This window comes from Clostridium sp. KNHs205 (assembly GCF_000702945.1).
Taxonomy (GTDB): Bacteria; Bacillota; Clostridia; order Lachnospirales; family Lachnospiraceae; genus Anaerocolumna.
The window spans coordinates 83,144-102,458 of the sequence record NZ_JNLE01000005.1 but is presented as its reverse complement, the minus strand read 5'-3'; the positions used below and the strand labels follow the sequence as shown (position 1 = coordinate 102,458).

General features: G+C 39.9%; 14 protein-coding genes. 13 read left to right on the top strand and 1 reads right to left on the bottom strand.

The annotated features are described in order from the left end of the window. Positions 1-37: 37 nt before the first annotated feature. The 4 genes from BR73_RS0120075 to BR73_RS0120060 are packed head-to-tail and all read left to right on the top strand — an operon-like array spanning position 38 to position 6,357. The gene (locus BR73_RS0120075; RefSeq protein WP_242860736.1) at positions 38-949 is read left to right on the top strand and encodes a sugar ABC transporter permease; all 912 of its coding nucleotides are present in this window, start codon (positions 38-40) and stop codon (positions 947-949) included. An 11-nt stretch (positions 950-960) separates the two neighbouring features. After that, the gene (locus tag BR73_RS0120070) at positions 961-1,839 is read left to right on the top strand and encodes a carbohydrate ABC transporter permease (RefSeq protein ID WP_033167727.1); all 879 of its coding nucleotides are present in this window, start codon (positions 961-963) and stop codon (positions 1,837-1,839) included. A 3-nt stretch (positions 1,840-1,842) separates the two neighbouring features. Next, positions 1,843-4,137 carry a glycosyl hydrolase family 65 protein gene (locus BR73_RS0120065; protein WP_033167726.1) on the top strand — a complete coding sequence of 765 codons (2,295 nt, stop codon included), beginning with the start codon at positions 1,843-1,845 and terminating at the stop codon, positions 4,135-4,137. Between the two features lie 48 nt (positions 4,138-4,185). Continuing rightward, positions 4,186-6,357, top strand: coding sequence for a glycosyl hydrolase family 65 protein (locus BR73_RS0120060; RefSeq protein WP_033167725.1), 2,172 nt, complete (start codon positions 4,186-4,188; stop codon positions 6,355-6,357). Between the two features lie 143 nt (positions 6,358-6,500). On the opposite strand, the gene BR73_RS0120055 is transcribed toward BR73_RS0120060, so the two are convergent. Beyond that, positions 6,501-7,517 carry a LacI family DNA-binding transcriptional regulator gene (locus BR73_RS0120055; RefSeq protein WP_033168760.1) on the bottom strand — a complete coding sequence of 339 codons (1,017 nt, stop codon included), beginning with the start codon at positions 7,515-7,517 and terminating at the stop codon, positions 6,501-6,503. A gap of 313 nt (positions 7,518-7,830) precedes the next feature. On the opposite strand from BR73_RS0120055, the gene pgmB reads away from it, so the two are divergent. The 9 genes from pgmB (at position 7,831) to BR73_RS27705 (ending at position 19,162) form a co-directional block, all read left to right on the top strand. Further along, positions 7,831-8,481 (top strand): beta-phosphoglucomutase, encoded by a 651-nt coding sequence (gene pgmB / locus BR73_RS0120050; protein ID WP_033167724.1) that lies wholly within the window; start codon positions 7,831-7,833, stop codon positions 8,479-8,481. A 448-nt stretch (positions 8,482-8,929) separates the two neighbouring features. Beyond that, on the top strand, positions 8,930-10,492 hold the full coding sequence (locus tag BR73_RS0120045; RefSeq protein WP_033167723.1) for a glycosyl hydrolase family 28 protein: 1,563 nt from the start codon (positions 8,930-8,932) through the stop codon (positions 10,490-10,492). 24 nt (positions 10,493-10,516) lie between these two features. Further along, positions 10,517-11,152: a discoidin domain-containing protein gene (locus BR73_RS0120040; protein WP_033167722.1), complete on the top strand. Its 636-nt coding sequence runs from the start codon at positions 10,517-10,519 to the stop codon at positions 11,150-11,152. An 18-nt stretch (positions 11,153-11,170) separates the two neighbouring features. Then, entirely contained in the window at positions 11,171-13,228 is a 2,058-nt protein-coding gene (locus BR73_RS0120035) for a methyl-accepting chemotaxis protein (protein WP_033167721.1), read from the top strand. Positions 13,229-13,658: 430 nt separating this feature from the next. Continuing rightward, positions 13,659-15,941, top strand: a complete 2,283-nt coding sequence (locus BR73_RS0120030) for a heavy metal translocating P-type ATPase (protein ID WP_033167720.1) — start codon at positions 13,659-13,661, stop codon at positions 15,939-15,941. 211 nt (positions 15,942-16,152) lie between these two features. After that, positions 16,153-16,371, top strand: coding sequence for a cation transporter (locus BR73_RS0120025; RefSeq protein ID WP_242860735.1), 219 nt, complete (start codon positions 16,153-16,155; stop codon positions 16,369-16,371). A 13-nt stretch (positions 16,372-16,384) separates the two neighbouring features. Then, positions 16,385-16,657 (top strand): metal-sensing transcriptional repressor, encoded by a 273-nt coding sequence (locus BR73_RS0120020; protein ID WP_033168759.1) that lies wholly within the window; start codon positions 16,385-16,387, stop codon positions 16,655-16,657. A 696-nt stretch (positions 16,658-17,353) separates the two neighbouring features. After that, a complete protein-coding gene (locus BR73_RS27710; RefSeq protein WP_051685439.1) occupies positions 17,354-18,643 on the top strand; it encodes an LCP family protein in 1,290 nt (429 codons plus the stop codon). Between the two features lie 183 nt (positions 18,644-18,826). Further along, positions 18,827-19,162: a DUF1653 domain-containing protein gene (locus BR73_RS27705; protein WP_051685438.1), complete on the top strand. Its 336-nt coding sequence runs from the start codon at positions 18,827-18,829 to the stop codon at positions 19,160-19,162. Positions 19,163-19,315 lie beyond the last annotated feature (153 nt).

The following is a 19,315-nucleotide window of genomic DNA, read 5'->3' as shown; positions in this document are numbered from 1 at the left end:
GCGATAAGACATTAATAACATAAGGAGGGCAGATAACGTGGCTGGAACGAAAAATGATATGGCAAAGAAAACACCAGGAGCTGGAATCAAGAAAAAAGATGTGACAGGATGGCTTATAATGCTGCCGACAATCCTCTTATTTGCATTTTTTGTGTGGGAGCCATTGATAGAAAGTATCCGACTCTCCCTTTATACTGCAAAAGGAATTCGTTTAATTGAGTTTGTAGGCTTTGAGAATTATGGTAAGGTAATCAGGCATCCTGATTTTCTTGCAGCTTTTTCCAACACATTTATCTATATTTTATGGTCACTGTTAATTGGTTTTGTGGTACCGATTATTATGGCATCCTTAATCACCGAAACAACTCATTTTAAGAGCTTTTTCAGAGTGGGTGTATATTTACCTAATATTATGCCGGGTCTTGCAACTGTTTTGATGTGGGGATTCTTTTTCCGTCCCGGTAACACAGGTGTTTTAAATATCTTATTGGACAAAATCGGAGTTGCTCCACAGGTATGGCTTACCAATCCTAAATGGACCATTCCGTTGATTGTTGCAGCTATGACCTGGAAAGGTGCAGGAGCTACTGCCTTAATCTATATGGCCGGTATATCCAATATCAATCCGGAGCTTTATGAAGCAGCAACTATAGATGGTGCGGGAATACTGAACCGTATGCGTTTTATTACCATTCCCAGTATCTTTGCTTTGGGCAAGACTATGCTGATTCTTCAGATTATTGCAGTATTCCAGATTATTTATGAACCGCTGGTTATGACCAATGGCGGTCCTAATAATGCAAGTATTTCTATTATGCAGCTGGTATACAATTATGCTTTCAGGGATTTCAATTATCCGATGGCAGCAGCTCTGTCTGTTATGATGAGCATTGTACTTATCATTTTAAGCGGTCTGTACTTTAAGCTTACCGCAACCAAAGAAGATTAGGGGGTGTTTGAATGTTTTTTGATAACTACAGAAAGAAAGAAGACGGTGTTGTCCGTTTTTATGACCTTCATTCCAAACGCACCAGAGCACTTATCATCATAATTTATCTGATATGCTTCGGTATTGTAATAACGTCCTTATTTCCGCCGGTCTGGGTATTTCTTGCCAGCTTTAAGGATATTAAAGAATTCAGAAGAAGCGCGACGATTCTGCCCTCTGTATTTGATTTCAGTGCCTATGCAAAGACCTGGAATGATTTGAAATTTGCGAGATATTATATTAATTCCTTTATCTCCGTAGGAGGAAGTGTCTTATGCGCAGTCATCTTTAATGGACTCATTGCTTATGCACTTGGAATCTTAAAACCAAAGGGTCATAAGCTTATCTTTGGCCTGGTAATGTGGAGCTTACTGATTCCAACCACTACCAGTGTCGTGGCTTTGTTTGTCAACATAAACAGAATCGGATTGAATCAATCCTTTTTACCGCTTTGGCTGTCTTTTGGAGCCAATGCCTTTTATGTCATATTATTTAAACAATTCTTTGAAAGTCTGCCAAAAGAAATCATTGAGGCAGCCAAGTTAGACGGATGCGGTTATCTGAGAACCTTTGCCAGTATCGTAGTTCCGCTGTCAAAGTCCATTGTTATGGTAGTGGTTATCTTTGCAATCAATGCTGCCTGGTCTGATTTCCTTCTGCCTTATCTGGTGTTAAACGGTTCGGGATTGGAAACGGTTATGGTAAGACTGTTCCTGTTCAGAACTTCTAATGCAACAGATGTGGAAGTACTGAGGGCAGTAGCATTTTCAATTATTCCTCCTATCATTTTATTCACATTATTCCAGAAACAAATAACAGAAGGTGCAGCAGCAGGAGCATTAAAGGGGTAGAGTATGGCAAAATCAGCAGATATTTATTATAAAGTACATCCATGGAAAATAATTGAGGAGGGCTTCAACAAGGAGTATGCCCTGGTGTCCGAATCCGTGTTTTCCCTGGGGAACGAATATATGGGAACCAGAGGCAGTTTTGAGGAGGGTTATTCCGGAAACAGTCTTATCGGAAATTATTTTAACGGAATTTATGAAGCAGCGCAGCTAGAGAAATCAGGGTATAAAGGAATTATTGACAGAACGGAGTTTATCGTAAATTCAGCGGACTGGTTATATACAAGGCTTGAAGCAGAAGGTGAGACGCTGGATCTTAATACCTCTGAAATTAGAGAGTTTTACAGAGAACTGGACCTTAAGAGTGGTGTCCTGAATAGATCCTTTGTCTGGGTGCTGGCCTCCGGTAAGGAATTAAAGCTGGAGTTTAAACGTTTCTTATCCATGAAAGAAGCAGAAACTGCGGTTCAAAAGATAACTGTTACACCTCTTAATTTTTCAGGGGAAATCAATCTTTTTTCCGGTATCGATTTTACACAGATTCACCATATGACCGGACGTTCCATGTGGAATGTGGTGTCAAAAACAGCAGAAGAAGAGTCCCTTAGTATGTTAGGGAATACCGTTAGTACGGATCAGGCACTCTTAACCAGCTGCAGATTCCTCTGTGAATATCAAAGCAAAGAAGATTATGAAGAAGAGAAGAAGCTCGTAAGAAAGTTTGTAATTGCCTTAGAGCAGGGAAAAGCTTTTGAATTCACTAAGCTTATCAGAAATATTACCAGAAAAGCAACAGAAGAGACTGACAAAGAAGCTTTTCAAAAGAAATGTGCAGAGAACCCATCTATACTGAAAGCACTTGATATCAGCATACTGGAAGAGGATAACCTTAACTGGTGGCGTAAGACCTGGCAGGAATCAGATATTGAAATTCTAGGCGATGAATTAAACCAGCAGGGTATCAGATATTGCATCTTCCAGATGCACCAGACCTATCACGGTGCGGATAAAGGAACAATTATCGGTGCCAAAGGACTGACTGGCGAAGCTTACAGCGGAAATACCTTCTGGGATACAGAGGCCTATTGTCTTCCTTTCTATATCTTTAACAATACACAGGCAGCGAAGCATCTGCTGGAATTCAGATACCTTACCTTAAAGGAAGCAATGGAGCGTGCCAAAGCACTTGATTGTAAAGGTGCTTTTTATCCCATAGCAACCATAACCGGCAGAGAATGCTGCTCCCTCTGGCAGCATGCAAGCCTTCAGCTCCAGGCTTCTACAGCTGTTGCCTACGGTTTCTGGCATTACGCGAATATAACCGGGGATGATGAATTTATCTTTGATAAGGGGCTGCCCGTACTGATAGAGGTCAGCAGGATGCTTGCCACCAGAGGTGACTGGAGTGGTGATGGTACCCGTTACGGCTTCTATGGAGTTATGGGACCCGATGAGTTCCAGATGATGGTTAATAATAATTGCTACACCAATTATATGGGAAAGAAAACCCTTGAATATACCCTGGATGTATTAAACAGATGCTCCTTAACAGCACCGGATAAGTATGGGGACATAACCGGAGACAGAAGGCTTACGGAAGATGAAATTGAGAACTTCCGCAAAATAGCAGAGCATATGTATATTCCCTATCAGACAGAGACAGAGATTTTTGAACAGCATGAAGGATATTTTAACCTGCCTCATGTGGATATTGATAAAATACCTATCGAAGAATTCCCGCTGTACCATCATTGGACCTACGACAGGATATATCGCAATGACATGTTAAAACAGCCGGATGTACTGATGTTGATGCTATTATATAACAGGGATTTTACAGAAGCACAATTACGAAGCAATTATGATTATTATGAGCCCAGATGTATCCATGAAAGCTCACTTTCACCCTCTGTTCATTCCATATTGGCAGCCCAGTTAAAGAAAGCGGAAGAGGCTTATAAATTCTTTGGCTTCGCAACCAGAATGGATCTGGATAACTATAACAGGAATACCGGAGAAGGGTTACATACTACATCCATAGCAGCAGCCTGGATGAACATTGTATATGGTTTTGGCGGTATGCGGTCAGATGGAAAAGAACTGGCGTTTGCTCCTTCTTTACCGGAACAGTGGCAGGGATATTCCTTTAAGATCCGTGTGAAAGAGGAAGTGGTAGCCGTAGCAATCGACAGGGAAAATATTAAGATTTCCTCAGATTCCGATACCGGTCTTAAAGTATTGATCTATGAGAAGGAACATGTCATTGGGCAAAAAGAAGTAACGGTTCCTATTATACATTAATAGCTTGGTGCTATAGGGCTGTACCAGGGAAGGAGTGATAAATAATAAATGAACTGGAATATTGAAGAACTTGGATATCAACCGGAGAAAGCAACGGGACTTGGAAACAAATTCTTAATCGGCAATGGTTATATGGGAATTCGGGGGACTTTGGAGGAATCAAGGAAGGATCAATTTCCCGCAGTCAATCTTTCCGGAATCTATGACCAGGTGGGAAACGGCTGGCGGGAACCCTTAAACGCACCCAATGGGTTATATACACGTCTCCTTATAGAAGGCAAGGAATACTGTCTTTCGGGAAAAGAACATAAAGCTCATAAGATGGAACTAGATTACAGGCATGGTATCTTTCGCAGAGAAACTGTCTTTGAGACAGCAAAAGGCAAGGTGGCCTTAAAAACAGAGCGATTTGCCAGTATGGCAGATAAACATCTTATTGCTTTAAAACTAACGTTAATACCTTCCTTTAACGGTGAAATTGAGATTATGACCGGTATTGATGGTGAGGTATGGGATATTAACGGTCCACATTATGACAGTGTGATTACAGGATTTACCGGAGACCTTATCTGTACAGTAGCAACAACCCATGAAAAACAGGATAAGGTAGCAGTTTATGAAGCCTTGGACATTTCTAATATTGCAGAACAATCCATAAAAGAGATGGACAGGACAGTCTTAAGGCATCTAAAACTGCAGGTTGCAGCAGAGAAGAGTTATACCTTCTTTAAATATATATCAGTCTATACCAGTCAGGATACAGCTGCGTATCAGGAAAAAGGAAAGCAGCTGGTATTGGCGGCAAAGGCCAAAGGATATGAAGCACTGTTTAACGAACATAAGGATAATTGGGAAAAGAAGTGGAGCAGATCAGAAGTAGAGATAGACGGTGATGACGAGGCTATGGAGGCCCTGAATTATTCTTTATATCATCTGCACAGCATTGCACCAGGACATTCTAAAAGTCTTTCTATTGCAGCCAGGGGCTTATCAGGGCAGACTTATAAGGGGGCAGTGTTCTGGGATACGGAAATGTTTATGCTGGATTTCTTCCTTTTTACAGAACCGGAAGTAGCAAAAACCTTGCTGAAATATCGAATTGATACCTTAAAAGGAGCGAAAGCAAAAGCCGCAGGTTATGGCTTTGACGGTGCCTTTTACGCCTGGGAAAGTCAGGAGGGCGGTTATGATGCCTGCTCTGACTATAATGTGACAGACGTATTTACCGGACGTCCCATGCGAACCTATTTTAAAGATAAACAGATTCATATATCTGCAGCCGTAGTTTACGGTATTATGCGCTATATACAATTTACCGGCAATAAGGAGCTGCTAAGAGAAGGCGGAGCAGAGGTAATTATAGAATGTGCCAAATTCTACTACAGTCTTTTGATTAAAAGGGTCAAGAGTGAGAAGTATGAGCTTTACGATGTTATCGGCCCGGATGAATACCATGAGCGGGTCAATAACAATGCCTATACCAACCGAATGGCAAAGCTTACTTTTGAGGCTGCCATAAAACTGCTGGAAGAAGATGCAGAGGATACAGTTGCAGAATCTGAGAAATCAAAGCTTTTAGAAAAGTTTCGTGATGCAGCCCTTCGTCTTTACATACCGCAGCCGGATGAGAAAACTGGTATTATAGAGCAATTTGACGGATATGAACAGTTGGAAGAGGTGTCCGTTGCTGAGGTAAAAGGAAGACTGCTCCATGAGAAGGAATACTGGGGAGGAGCTTATGGTGTGGCATCCCATACCAAGGTAATTAAACAGGCAGATGTTGTGACCATGATGAATTTATTTTCAGCTGAGTATGATATGGAAACCCTTTATAAGAACTGGGCTTATTATGAGCCGAGAACGGAGCATGGTTCTTCCTTAAGCGCCTGTATGTACTCCATGGTTGCCTGTAAGTGCAATATGCCGGATCAGGCATATCCTTTCTTCTTAAAATCAGCCAAAGCAGATTTGGGTGACGGAGGTAAACAGTGGGCCGGGTTAATATATATCGGAGGCACCCATCCTGCTGCCAGCGGAGGAGCTTATATGACGGCAGTGGAAGGATTTGCAGGACTTAAGCTTGAGAACGGGGAGCTGAAAGCGGAACCAAGGCTTCCTAAAACTTGGAATCATTTAAGGTTTAAGGTCAATTATCTGGGAGAGCTGTATCAGGTTACTGTAACGAAGGATAAAGCTGAAGTGGAGAAGATAAAAGCTTAGATGCAAACGGTTTGAGATAGTGTTTATTATTTATATTTTATTGATGAGGAAAAAGTTAAGTTAGAGGCGCTTTATAAAGCTGGATGGTAAAGAAAATTAAAGAGTCAAATTAAGGGGATGCGTTTATAAACATCCCCTTCTGATTAATTATAGAGTGATTTGACGCTCTCCCGTTCTACCAGATGAATTGGCAAAATCACTTCATTGTTAGGGAGAGGTTTGTTATCAAGCTTATCCATAAGGAAATAAACTGCCAGTTTTCCTTTTAAAGGAGCATCCTGATGGATGGTCGTAAGCATTGGCGACGTGAGCTGGCAAAGATTAATATCATCAAACCCCATTACGGAAATATCTTCAGGAATGATTTTACCGGCTTGTCTAAGACCTGCCATAATACCGGCAGCCAGAATATCCGCAGTTGCAAAAACTGCTGTAATGTCTTTCCGGACAGCAAGCTGCCTGCCAAGTTCAACAGTGGTAGCAGTATCAAGTTCCTGTTCAAAGATAAGGCTTTTGCGAAAAGGAATGGAGGCTTCCTTCAAAGCATCTTTATAACCCAGGAAACGTTCGTACACAACACCTTTCTCTTTGATAGTAGGGGAAGCAAAAGCAATGTCTTTGTGGCCTTTGTCAATGAGGTATCTGGTGGCAGTATAGCCTCCATCATAATCTTCAAGACCTACATTGCAAATGTTGGGATGTGATACATAACTGTCTATTAATACAACGGGTATCTTAAGACTGGTTAGTGCCTCGAAAAATTCATCCTGGAATACACCGGTACAAAAGAGCCCGTCTACATTCCAGTTATGTAGAAAATTCATCAGGTCTGAGGTGGTTTCCACTGTACGAAGCATTAAATAATAACCGTTTTCTCTCAGGGTTTTTTCAATAGAACCGATAAAGGCGGAATGAAAAGGGTCTTCTACGATACTTTCTTTTTTATTCGAAGTCAGGTGGCTGATCATTCCGATAACTTTAGAAGAGCTGGACACCAGTGCGCGAGCAGACATATTCGGAACATAACCCAGCTTATCTATGGCTTCGTTTATAAGGGTAATAGTTTCTGCTGATACACGTCCCGTCTTTCCGTGAATTACATTGGAGACAGTGGTGCAGCTTACCCCAACGGCCTGTGCAATATCTTTAATCGTGGTCATTTTCATGTTCCTTTCTATCACAAGTTTAATGTTAAACCAAAGTACAAACAGTTTAACATACCTGACCGGAAATGTACAGATTAAATAAATTGCACACCTTTGAGTTCTGCTGCCAGGCTTAAAAAGCACAATATCATAGAAGAAGCTGTGATTAGAAAAGGTCATGATTATGCAGGAAAAATATATAAAGACTCTGAAAGAAGAAATTTTAAGAAGTTATATGCATAACTCATAATGAGGAGAAATCAAAAGATTTTCAAGGATGTATAGGAATTTGTCATATAAATACAAAAGGAATAAAGGAGACGAAATTATGATAAAAGGAGTAATTTTTGATTTAGACGGTGTATTGGTATCAACCGATGAGCTTCATTTTAAAGCCTGGAAGATGCTGGCCGTGGAACTTGGTATAGATAAATTTACCAGAGAAGATAATAAGAAACAAAAGGGTGTCAGCAGAATGGAATCCTTGGAGGTGGTATTAAGCAAGGGCAGTAAGATCTACAGTAAGGAAATGAAAGAAGAGCTTGCAGAGAGAAAGAATAATTACTACAAGGAACTGCTAGAGGAACTGGATGAAAGAGCAATTCTTCCGGGAGTGACAGAATGCCTTAAGATGCTTAAAAGCAAGGGAATCCTTATTGGTATAGGTTCCGTAAGTAAAAATGCTCCACTTATTCTTGAGAAGACCGGACTAATGAAGTACATAGACAAGGTAAGCTGCGGGCTTGATATTACAAGGTCCAAACCTGATCCGGAGGTCTTTGAAGTAGCTGCCAATAAGCTGGGACTGAAATATGAGGACTGTCTGGTGGTTGAGGATTCCCTGGCTGGTATCGTAGCTGGTAAAGCAGCTCATATGAAGACTCTTGGCGTGGGAAGTGAATACGAGCAGTTACGGGCAGATTATGAAGCAACAGGTCTTGAGGCAGAGATAGACTGGAAAGCAATTCTTGAGGCTTAACAGACTGCTGTAGGAGAAGGAAATGTTTGCAGAAAGAGAAAAGCTACAAAATAAAAGCTATAAAATAAAAGCTATAAAATAAAAGCTATAAAAGAAAAAGCTACAAAAAAGCTCGGAAAAATAAAAGCTCAGAAAAATAAAAGCTCAGAAAAATAAAAGCTCGGAAAAATAAAAGCTCGGAAAAATAAAAAGCTCGGCAAGGTAAAAAGCTTGCAAAATAAAACGCTCAGCAAGGTAAAAAGCTCAACAAGATAAAAAAGCTCAACAAGATAAAAAACTTTGGCAAGATAAATAGCTTAAATAATTTAAATGCTCTCAAACAGCAAAAAGCTCAACAGGTTAAAAAATAGAAGGTTTAGCTGAAAGAAAATCTGAGAAAAGGTGCCACACATAATCTTTCGGCGAAATTTTGTGGCAGGGAGAGAGAATCTTCCTTAGGGGTGTCCAGATGGATAAGAAGAAAGCAATAACACTGATTCAATGGTTTCTAATCCTTGTATTGGTTGTTACAGCCGGAGTGGCAGGAAAAAACTTAAGAGACAGAAGTTTAGAGGTCAGTAAGATGATGAATTACGAGAATACAAAGCTGGTACTTTATGACGGACCTGAATCCTTAAAAGATGCAACAGCAGAGGACCTGGTCAGTGCCAGCGAAAAGGAGAGAAATTATGCTCTGCTGCATTGTACCGATACACAGGTAAAGGTTAATGGCAATGACTGTTATGTATATGATACCAATGTGAATCATTCCAGAGTATGGTATCAGAATTATATGCCGCCTCAGTCCAGAACACCTATAACCTATTTTGATTTTGAAGGTGCTGTTGAAATTCAGGTCACTCTTAAAGCGATGGAGCTGCAATCAGCAAAAATAAGTCCTTTAAGCAGTAATATAACACCGGTGGTAAACAAACAGGAAGGAACGGTTACCTTTACTGTGACAGAACCGGGTAATTATACAGTTACCTATAATGACTCACCGGAGCGTGCCCTTCATATCTTTGCTAATCCTATAGATACAGAGGCTCCCACAAAGAGCACGGATACCATCAAATACATAGGACCTGGGGAATGGAATATAGAAAATATCATCTTAGAGGATAACCAGACGTTATACCTGGCAGGAGGTGCAGTTGTTCACGGCATTATCAATGCCAATTATGCAAAGAATGTTAAAGTTGCCGGCAGAGGTATCTTAGACGGCTCCGGTTTTGAGGGCTGGATGGGAAAGACGGCTTATGTTCCTTTAAAATTCGATAACTGTGATGGGGTAACCTTGGAAGATATTATTGTCTTAAACCCCAATGCCTGGGTTTGTTCTGCAAAAAGTTCTGCCAATGGAATTATCGATGGTATAAGGATCATTTCCTCAAGACCTAATGGTGATGGAATAACACTGCAGTCTTGTACAAATTATCAGATATCCAATTGCTTTGTAAGAAGCTGGGATGATTCACTGGTGGTTAAGAATTATGAAGGAAGCTCTTCCAATATAACCTTTCAGAATATGCAGCTCTGGACCGATTTTGCCCAGTCTATGGAAATCGGTTACGAGACCAACAAAGGACAGGTGGAGGGGGTATCCATTACAGATATCAAATTTGATGGCATTACTATCCTGAACAATTACCATAAGCCTGTTATATCGGTACATAATGCAGATGATGCAGCAGTGAAAGCTATTACCTTTCAGAATATTACCGTAGAAAATGCACAGATGGGCTCAGGAGATGGGGATGAGATGCCTTATCTCATAGACCTGCATATACCAAAGACCTCTAATTGGACGTCAACCAAAGAAAGAGGAGTAATAGACGGAGTAACTATTGATAATGTAAAGGTGCTTTCCGGTAAGTTCAGCCCTTCCAGAATAGAAGGCTTTGATGAAAAACATAAGATCAGCAATATTTCCATTACTAATCTTGAAATCCTGGGTGAGAAAATTCTTGATTTTGAACAGGGAAAATTTGAGATAGACGCTGCTACCACAGAAAATCTGATAATTCGGTAGAGGTTCATAGGAATCTAGAAAGGTATGGTTAATAAGATGAAGATTATACGTCCTGTAGTAATAGTTCTGTTATTGGCAGTCAATATCTACCTGATTGGTTTTGCACCTGACAGTATAAAAGAGCCGTCAAAGGAATTAACCCCGGCAAATATTACCGTAATAAACACTATACAACAGACCGAGAGTATGGAGCATCCGGATTTTAAGAAAGCGGAATATGCATTGGTACTTCCGGAAGGCACCAATATAGCTCTAAAAAAGAAAGTAAAAGCCAGCAGCTTTGCGGATGTATATACACCCAGAAAAACAACGGATGGAATAGCAGTAGGAGTGTCTTACTGGGAGGGTAAACCGGATTACCCCAATTACCTTACAGTGGATTTAGAAAAGAAAGAGAAGTTTCAGGCAATCAGATTAGCTCTAAGCCCTATGGCGGTATGGGGGAAAAGAACCCAGACCATAGCTGTCAATATCAGTGATGACGGAGAAAATTTCACACCTCTGGCAGAAGCAAAGCAATATACCTTTGATCCGGATATGGGTAACGAAGCCCAATTGTTCTTTGATAATGCAGAAGCCAGATATGTACAGCTTGTTTTTACAGAAAATACCGGATCCGGCGGAGGTCAGCTGGCGGAATTTGAAGTCTACCAGAAATAAAGCACAGAGGGAGATAACGTGAAAGCACAAAGGAAGAACAGAGTTAACTACAGTATCAGAAAACGTCTGGTGCTAGGTTTTTTGATACCCGTTGTGTTTATAATAATATTGGGAGTAGTAAGCTTTTGGCTGGCATCCAGAGGTATGGTATCCAATTACATTAATTCCAGTAAAGTAAGCCTTAACATGATGGGAGAGTATTTTGATCTGGGTTTAACCAATATTTCCAGCAAAGCAATCGATATCATTACCGATGAAACCACTCAGAAGTATTACTCCAAATATTATTCCGGTAAACCGACAGATGAAATCAGCAGGTATAAAGAAATTCAGAAGAAGATACTGGCAGCTGTGGCAGCTGATAAGTCCATTGCAGATATCACGGTATTCGCAGACTACGGGCACCCGGTATCAACAGCAGGGACATTAAAGGACAGTTTGTATTCGGAATTTCTGGCCTCAGAGGACCACGCGGTTATTACGGGTGATGGAAAGGAACTGAACTGGATTGGAACACATCCGTACCTTGATACTGTTTTAAAAGTTAATACTTCGGATTACGGTATTTCATATATTAAGAAAATTACAAACTCTGCATATAAGCAGGTTGGTTACGTGGTTATTGATGTGGACAGAAGTTTTTTTACCGGCATCTTAAAGAAATCAGATTTTGGCAGCGGAAGTATTTCCGGTTTCGTAACTGCGGATGGAAAATGCATAGCGAACGGAGAAGAGAAAGCCGCTGAAGTTATAACTCAAAGTGCCTATTATAAGCAGGCTCTTAAGGGCAAGGAGGCCTCAGCAGCCGATTATGTAATATACAAGGAGAGTAAATACCTGTTTGTTTATACAAAATCAGCAGTAAGCAGCTCCCTGGTCTTTGCTTTAATACCTGAAAACCTGGTGACAGAGCAGGCAAATGCTGTGAAGATAGTAACCATATTGATTATGATATTGGCAGTAGTAATAGCACTGTTTGTAGGAATTTCTATTTCAGGCAGTATCAGTGCAGCGATTGGAAAAACCAATTATATTCTGGATGCAGCAGCTACAGGCAACCTAAGCCAGGAACTTAGATTAAAGAGAAAAGATGAGTTCAGGCTTTTGGCACAGAGCATTAATTCTATGTTTGAGGGAATGAGGACCTTGATCCGGGATATATTAAGGATAAGCAGACAGACAACAGAAATGTCCTCAAAGGTATCCAGGTCTTCTGAAATACTGGTAAATGCAACGAAAGACATTGCTTTGACAACAACGGAAATTGAAGAGGGTATATCCTCCCTGGCAAAGGATGCCCAGAATTGCTTTATCACTATGTCTGACCTGGCAGGGCTTATTGGTACACAGGAAAAAAACGCAGGAAATATCCAGGCGGTTGCAGGAGAAACAGAGGATACTTTAAGAAAAGGCCTTGAAAATATGGAGGCGCTGAATCGAAAGCAAAGAGACACCTCTGAGATTACCAGAGCAGTCATCAACAATATAACGGCTCTGGAGAAACAGTCAGCTGCTATTATTAACATAGTAGAAGCTATCAATGAGATAGCAGAGCAAACAAGACTGCTCTCTTTAAATGCCTCAATAGAAGCGGCCAGAGCCGGCGCCTACGGAAAGGGTTTTTCTATTGTGGCAGATGAGATAAGAAAGCTTTCAGACCAGTCTTCCTTAGAGGCGGGCAGAATCGCCGCTATCGTTGCCGGAATACAAAAGAGTACTGCGGATACAGCCAGAGTGGCCACAAAAGCAGATGATATTGTATTGAAGCAGGAAAGAACCCTTAAGGAGACAACAGAAGGTTTTCGTGGTATCCGGTCCCATGTAACCAGGCTTACAGAAAGCTTAAATGAGATCACAACAGGCCTTGCAAGAATTGGTGAACTGAAAAGTGAGACACTAGGTGCTGTGGAAAGTATTTCAGCTACCCTTGAAGAGACCTCAGCCGCTTCTGCACAGTTAGGGGATACCGCAAATGAACAGTTAAAAGCAGTGGAGGATTTGAAGAACACCGTAGAAGAACTTAACAAAGAAGCTGTAAGAATGGAAAGCTCTGTTAAGATGTTTAGACTTTCCTAAAAAACTCATCTCCAATTTCAAGGCATAAGAAGTCCTTATTCACTGAAAATTTTGCTTTTAACGTATTATAGAACAGATAACTCCCTCAAACATTCTGTCCTGTAATATAGCAAAAATGTCCAGAGAAAAAGGCCTTCTAATGCTTTTTTTCATAGGCGTGGATTCGTTCTTCTGTTTATATAATTTTCTGTACTCATATGGATACAAATTTTCTGGGAATTGATATTATTTCTCATATAAGTACTTGACAGATGGAGAAGAATGATGTATTTTTATCCTGTAGACACCCCACGGGGGTGTGGTAGTAGAATTTTACCGGGAATTAAAATGAATTATAAAAGCCATTGCTTTCTATATCATGCTTTACAAGATTCCGGGAATAATAAAAAGAAAGGACATCGCAGCAACCTGCGACAGGAGAGGTTTTATTATGAGTCAAAAATTCACTGTTACGGGAATGACCTGTTCGGCCTGCTCAGCGGCAGTTGAGAAGAGTGTTAAGAATGTGCAGGGGGTAAGCTCTGTAGTTGTTAATCTTCTTGGTAACAGCATGCTGGTAGACTACGATAAGGAGGTCACCAACGAAAATACCATAATCCAGTCTGTTGAGAATGCAGGCTATCATGCTTCCTTGTTTGTAAAAGGACAGGAGGCGGCAGGCACCGAGAAAACTGAGAACAGAGTGCAGTCAGAACTAAAGGAAATGAAATTCCGTATCATTGTATCTGCAATCTTTCTGATACCTTTGCTTTACATTGCAATGGGACATATGTTTAAGTTTCCTCTGCCAGGTTTTCTCCATGGAGATAAGAATGCAGTAACCTTTGCATTTATACAGTTTCTGCTGACCCTGCCTATCCTGTATGTTAACAGGAAGTATTTCCAGGTAGGCTTTAAGACGCTCTTTAAGGGACACCCCAATATGGACTCCCTCATTGCCATTGGCTCCGGTGCAGCGGTAGTGTACGGAGTGTTCGCCATATTTATGATTGGCTATGGCCTTGGACATATGGATATGGATGCAGTTATGAAATACTCCATGGATCTTTATTTTGAGTCAGCAGCAACTATCTTAACCCTTATAACCCTCGGTAAATTCCTTGAAGCAAGATCGAAAGGCAAGACTTCTGAGGCTATCAGTAAACTGATGGATTTGTCACCTAAGACAGCAATGGTCATAAGAAATGGGGAAGAGAAAGAAATTCCCATTGAAGAGGTAGTGATCGGGGATATCCTGGCTGTTCGTCCGGGGCAGAGCGTGCCGGTAGACGGTATTATCACAGAAGGCAGTACAGCAATTGACCAGTCAGCCCTCACCGGTGAGAGCATACCTGTAGAGAAGCTTCCCGGCGATAAGGTTATCGGTGCTACCATAAATAAGACCGGTTTCTTTAAATTCCGGGCAGAAAAAGTTGGAAATGACACTACACTGGCACAGATTATCCAGCTTGTGGAGGATGCCAATTCCTCAAAGGCACCAATTGCCAAGCTGGCCGATAAGATCAGCGGAATCTTTGTTCCGGTAGTAATCAGTATTGCAGTTCTGGCTACTATTATCTGGCTGTTAACCGGTGCGACCTTTGAGTTTGCATTATCCATAGGTATTGCAGTGCTGGTTATATCCTGCCCCTGTGCCCTTGGCCTTGCAACACCTGTTGCTATCATGGTAGGCACCGGAAAAGGTGCCACTAACGGAATATTGATCAAATCCGCAGAAGCACTGGAAATAGCTCATAAGGTCAATACGGTAATTCTTGATAAAACCGGTACCATAACAGAAGGTAAACCAAGAGTAACAGATATTGTTACGGCAGCAGGAATTACGGAAGAAGAGCTGTTACAGGCAGCAGCAGCCATTGAGAAGCCCTCGGAACATCCATTAGCAGAAGCTATCCTGGAGAAAGCCAAAGAAAAAGGCATTAGATATGAGGACGTCAATGAATTCAAAGCTGTATCAGGAAGAGGCATATTGGCTAAAATAGGCGGAGAAGATTATTACTCCGGAAACCTTGCTTTAATGAAGGAGCAGGGAATTGACACATCTAAGCTTGAACAGAAGGCAGATGCTTTTTCTGAAAACGGTAAAACACCTCTTTATTTTGCAAAGGACAATGCACTTCTGGGAGTTATTGCAGTAGCCGATGTTGTGAAACCTACCAGTAAGGCAGCCATAGAGGAATTAAAAGCTCTGGGCATTGATGTTGTAATGCTGACCGGTGATAATAAGAAGACCGCTGAAGCAATCAGAAAACAGCTTCATATAGACCGAGTAGTTGCAGAGGTACTTCCTCAGGACAAAGAAAGTGAAGTCAGAAAACTTCAGGAAAAAGGTAAAAAAGTAGCCATGATAGGCGATGGTATCAACGATGCTCCTGCCCTTGCAAGAGCGGATGTAGGTATCGCGATTGGTGCCGGTACGGATATCGCCATTGAATCAGCGGATATCGTATTAATGAAAAGTGATCTGCTGGATGCAGTTACTGCCATTGAGCTTAGTAAAGCAACCATTAAGAATATCAAAGAGAATCTTTTCTGGGCATTTTTCTACAATACTATTGGCATACCATTGGCAGCAGGTGTATTTTATGGTATACTTGAATGGAAACTAAATCCTATGTTTGCGGCAGCAGCTATGAGCTTAAGTTCCGTTTGTGTTGTAACCAATGCTTTAAGGCTTCGTTTCTTTAAGCCTAAGAGAAGAAAGATTGTTTAAAATAAATAAACTGAAGGCTTTGGTATTTAAGCTATCACATTTTATTATATGTCTAAATAGTAGGAAATTAAGTAGTAATTGAATAGTAAATAACCAGAATTCAACTTATAAAGTTTTTATAATTGGGATAAATATAAATTCAGAAAGGTAAGCCGCCTTTGGGTTCCTAAGCCAAAGGGTATGCGGCATTGGTATAAGAATGAAAAAAGTCATGAAAATTGAAGGTATGTCCTGCGGTCATTGCCAGGCAAGAGTAGAGAAAGCATTAAGTGCCATTAATGGAGTAAATGCAAAGGTTAATCTTGGAAAGAAAGAAGCCGTAATTGAATTTTCTTCCGATATCAGCGATGATGTATTCATTAATGCTGTAACAGAAGCAGGCTATGAAGTAGTTTCCGTAGCAGAGAAAAAAGGACTTTTTGGCAGATAAGAAAGAGGTTGTTATGAAAGCTGATAAAGATAAGATTACACGTCTGTTAAAAACTGCCAGGGGGCAGATAGACGGCCTTTTAAAGATGGTGGAAGACGACAGATATTGTATAGATATCTCAAACCAGCTGTCGGCTACCCAGGCTATCCTGCAAAAGGTAAATAATGAAATCATCCAATCCCACTTAAAGAGCTGCGTCAAAGACAGCTTTGATACAGGTTCCGAAGAAGATAAGGATGAAAAAATTGAAGAAATCGTAAAATTACTCGATAAACTATCAAAGTAGAAGATATCATTAATGCAGTAAATAACAGGGTCATTCAATAGGATTATTCTATATTGAATGACCCTGATTCTCAGAGAACAATATACTTTAATCAGCCATGAATAATTAGAATCCCGTATCAGGTGGTATAATTCATATCTGTCATATATCGATTGTTATTAGTTGCTCACTCAGATCATAAGTTTTATTAGACGAGCTGATGCTTTTATTTTCGAGTACAGGCAAGGTGGATAAATAGAAGAATGAATGCGCCTATGGAAATGTATTAGAAGACCTTTTCTCGGATGATTTTGTGCTATATTATCAAACGGATTGTTTGAGCGCAGCGAGTTATCCGTTTGATAATATGTCAAGCACAAGATCATCCGAGAATTAGGACTTCTTATACATTGGAATTGAAGCATGAATTCTTCTATTTATCCACCTTGCCGTCCCATTGTGCAATAAAATTTTTCTTTTACAATTCTATTATTATTTAACAGCAAATTTCTTGCATGATTCTTAAGAAAACAACAAATTATAATGAATATAATACGTATTCATTAAGTTATTCTTAAATTTAAAAAATCCATTTTCTTTTTACAAAAAGCTGTGATATAATTGTTCGAGATTTACAAAAAACTTAACTAATCTAAATATTCCGTTTTCATTTCCTTGAAAGCAGAATATCATTTTGTTTCATACAGGAGCGTAGGGATGGATAATCAGGAGAAAGCCGGCAATCAGGGGAAAAAGATTTCTACAAATAACAATTGGGATAATTATTCCGGGGGGCTGAACGCTGCAGCCAGTTATAATGAGGAAGATGATTTTATGCAGGAAATAAAAGCTTCTTTGGCACAGCAGATCAGTACGGAGATGGAGGATAACGATACGGATACCACAAATAATATACCGAAAAAGGGAAAATTTCCAAAAGGACTTAAGATATTTGCAATAGTATTTTCAACTATTATGTTAGCACTTTTATTATTGGTACTGACACCGGGGGGACAAAAGCTCTTATTTACTATTGCTGGTAATTATATCTATAATAAACTGGATTACGAAGATATCAATCAACCAGTGGATAATGGTACAAATACCAATGTAGTACCTACTCAGGCACCGGTTAAAGTAGAAAAAGACGTTATAAACATTCTTCTTATTGGTGTAGAAGAGATCGGTGGTGCTTCCAATACAGACTCCCTGATGATAGCTTCCATGAATACAAAGGATAAATCCGTAAAGCTCACTTCAATAATGAGAGATTTATACGTTGAGATACCGGGACATGATAATAATAAGATTAATGCCACCTACGCAATTGGTGGAATGGAGCTTTTATATCAGACAATCAGCAGAGACTTCGGAATTGATATCGATGGATATGTAAAAGTTAATTTTGAAGCTTTCGAGAAAATAGTCGATCTGGTCGGTGGAGTAGATGTAACTCTTACTTCCAAGGAGGCATATTACCTAAACACTACCAATTATATTTCAAATCCTGCATACCGTAATGTTCATGAAGGTACACAAACTATGAACGGTAATCAGGCGCTAGGTTACTGCAGAGTTCGTAAGGTATCAACAGGTACAGAAAATAATGACTTCGGAAGAACACAAAGACAAAGAGCAGTTCTTAACAGTATTTTTGACAAAGTGAAGGATATGGATGTATTTAGTTTAGTAGGCCTAATGGATAAGTTTCTTACACAGGTTGATATTGACACTGACATAACCAATTCAGAATTTAATAATTACCTGCAATTAGGTGTTAGCTTAAAATTAAAAGAACTTGAGAATTATAGAATACCTTCTGATGGTAATTACGGCTCACAACGTGTACAGATAGGAAAATATAATGTGGATGTATTGGTTCCTACGGATTGGGAAGCAACCAGAGCGGAAATCCATGAGTTTATCTATGGAAGTGACAGCAGTGATACCGCAGATAATGGCACTGCAGGGACCAGTGATAGCACTTCAGTAACCCCTACAGAATAATAAATAAATAAATAGTGTGTTTTAATGTCAATGAAATACCGTTGTAACGTTTCAGATAATAGAAAGGTTATAACGGTATTTTTAGATTAATAATGAGGTTATTCAATTCAGTAATTATATAGTCAAAGTATATAAAGCGGATAAAGCATATTAGCTGGTATATAACACAGGCGGAGGGATTCTATGAGTAAAACAGGTATATACAGACACTTTAAAGGCAACTATTATGAAGTTTTAGGACTGGCAACTGATGATGCAAATGAAACACTGGTATTTTACCGGCAAATGTATGAGCCCTTTGGTTTTTGGCTGCGTCCGAAGGATATGTTCTTTGGAGAGAAAGATACAGAACAAGGAAAAGTAAAGAGATTTAAAAAAATCGGAGAGAGTATGGAAAATATTATGAGTAATACAGATATATCGAGTTTAAGGATAAGACATTCTGAAAGGGAAGATTTATATCAAATTCGTAGTTGGAATGAAGTGGATGGGTGCTTTGAAGTAAGTAATCTAGGGTGAGAGAGTAGAACATGAATATTTCGTGTTTATTATATAATAAAACCGAAACAGTTACATATAGTGGCAGAAAAAAATAAATTAATAGTATTTATATGGAATATGCTAACGAATTCTGCAATACGATTTTGTTTGACTATCAGAATAAATATAATT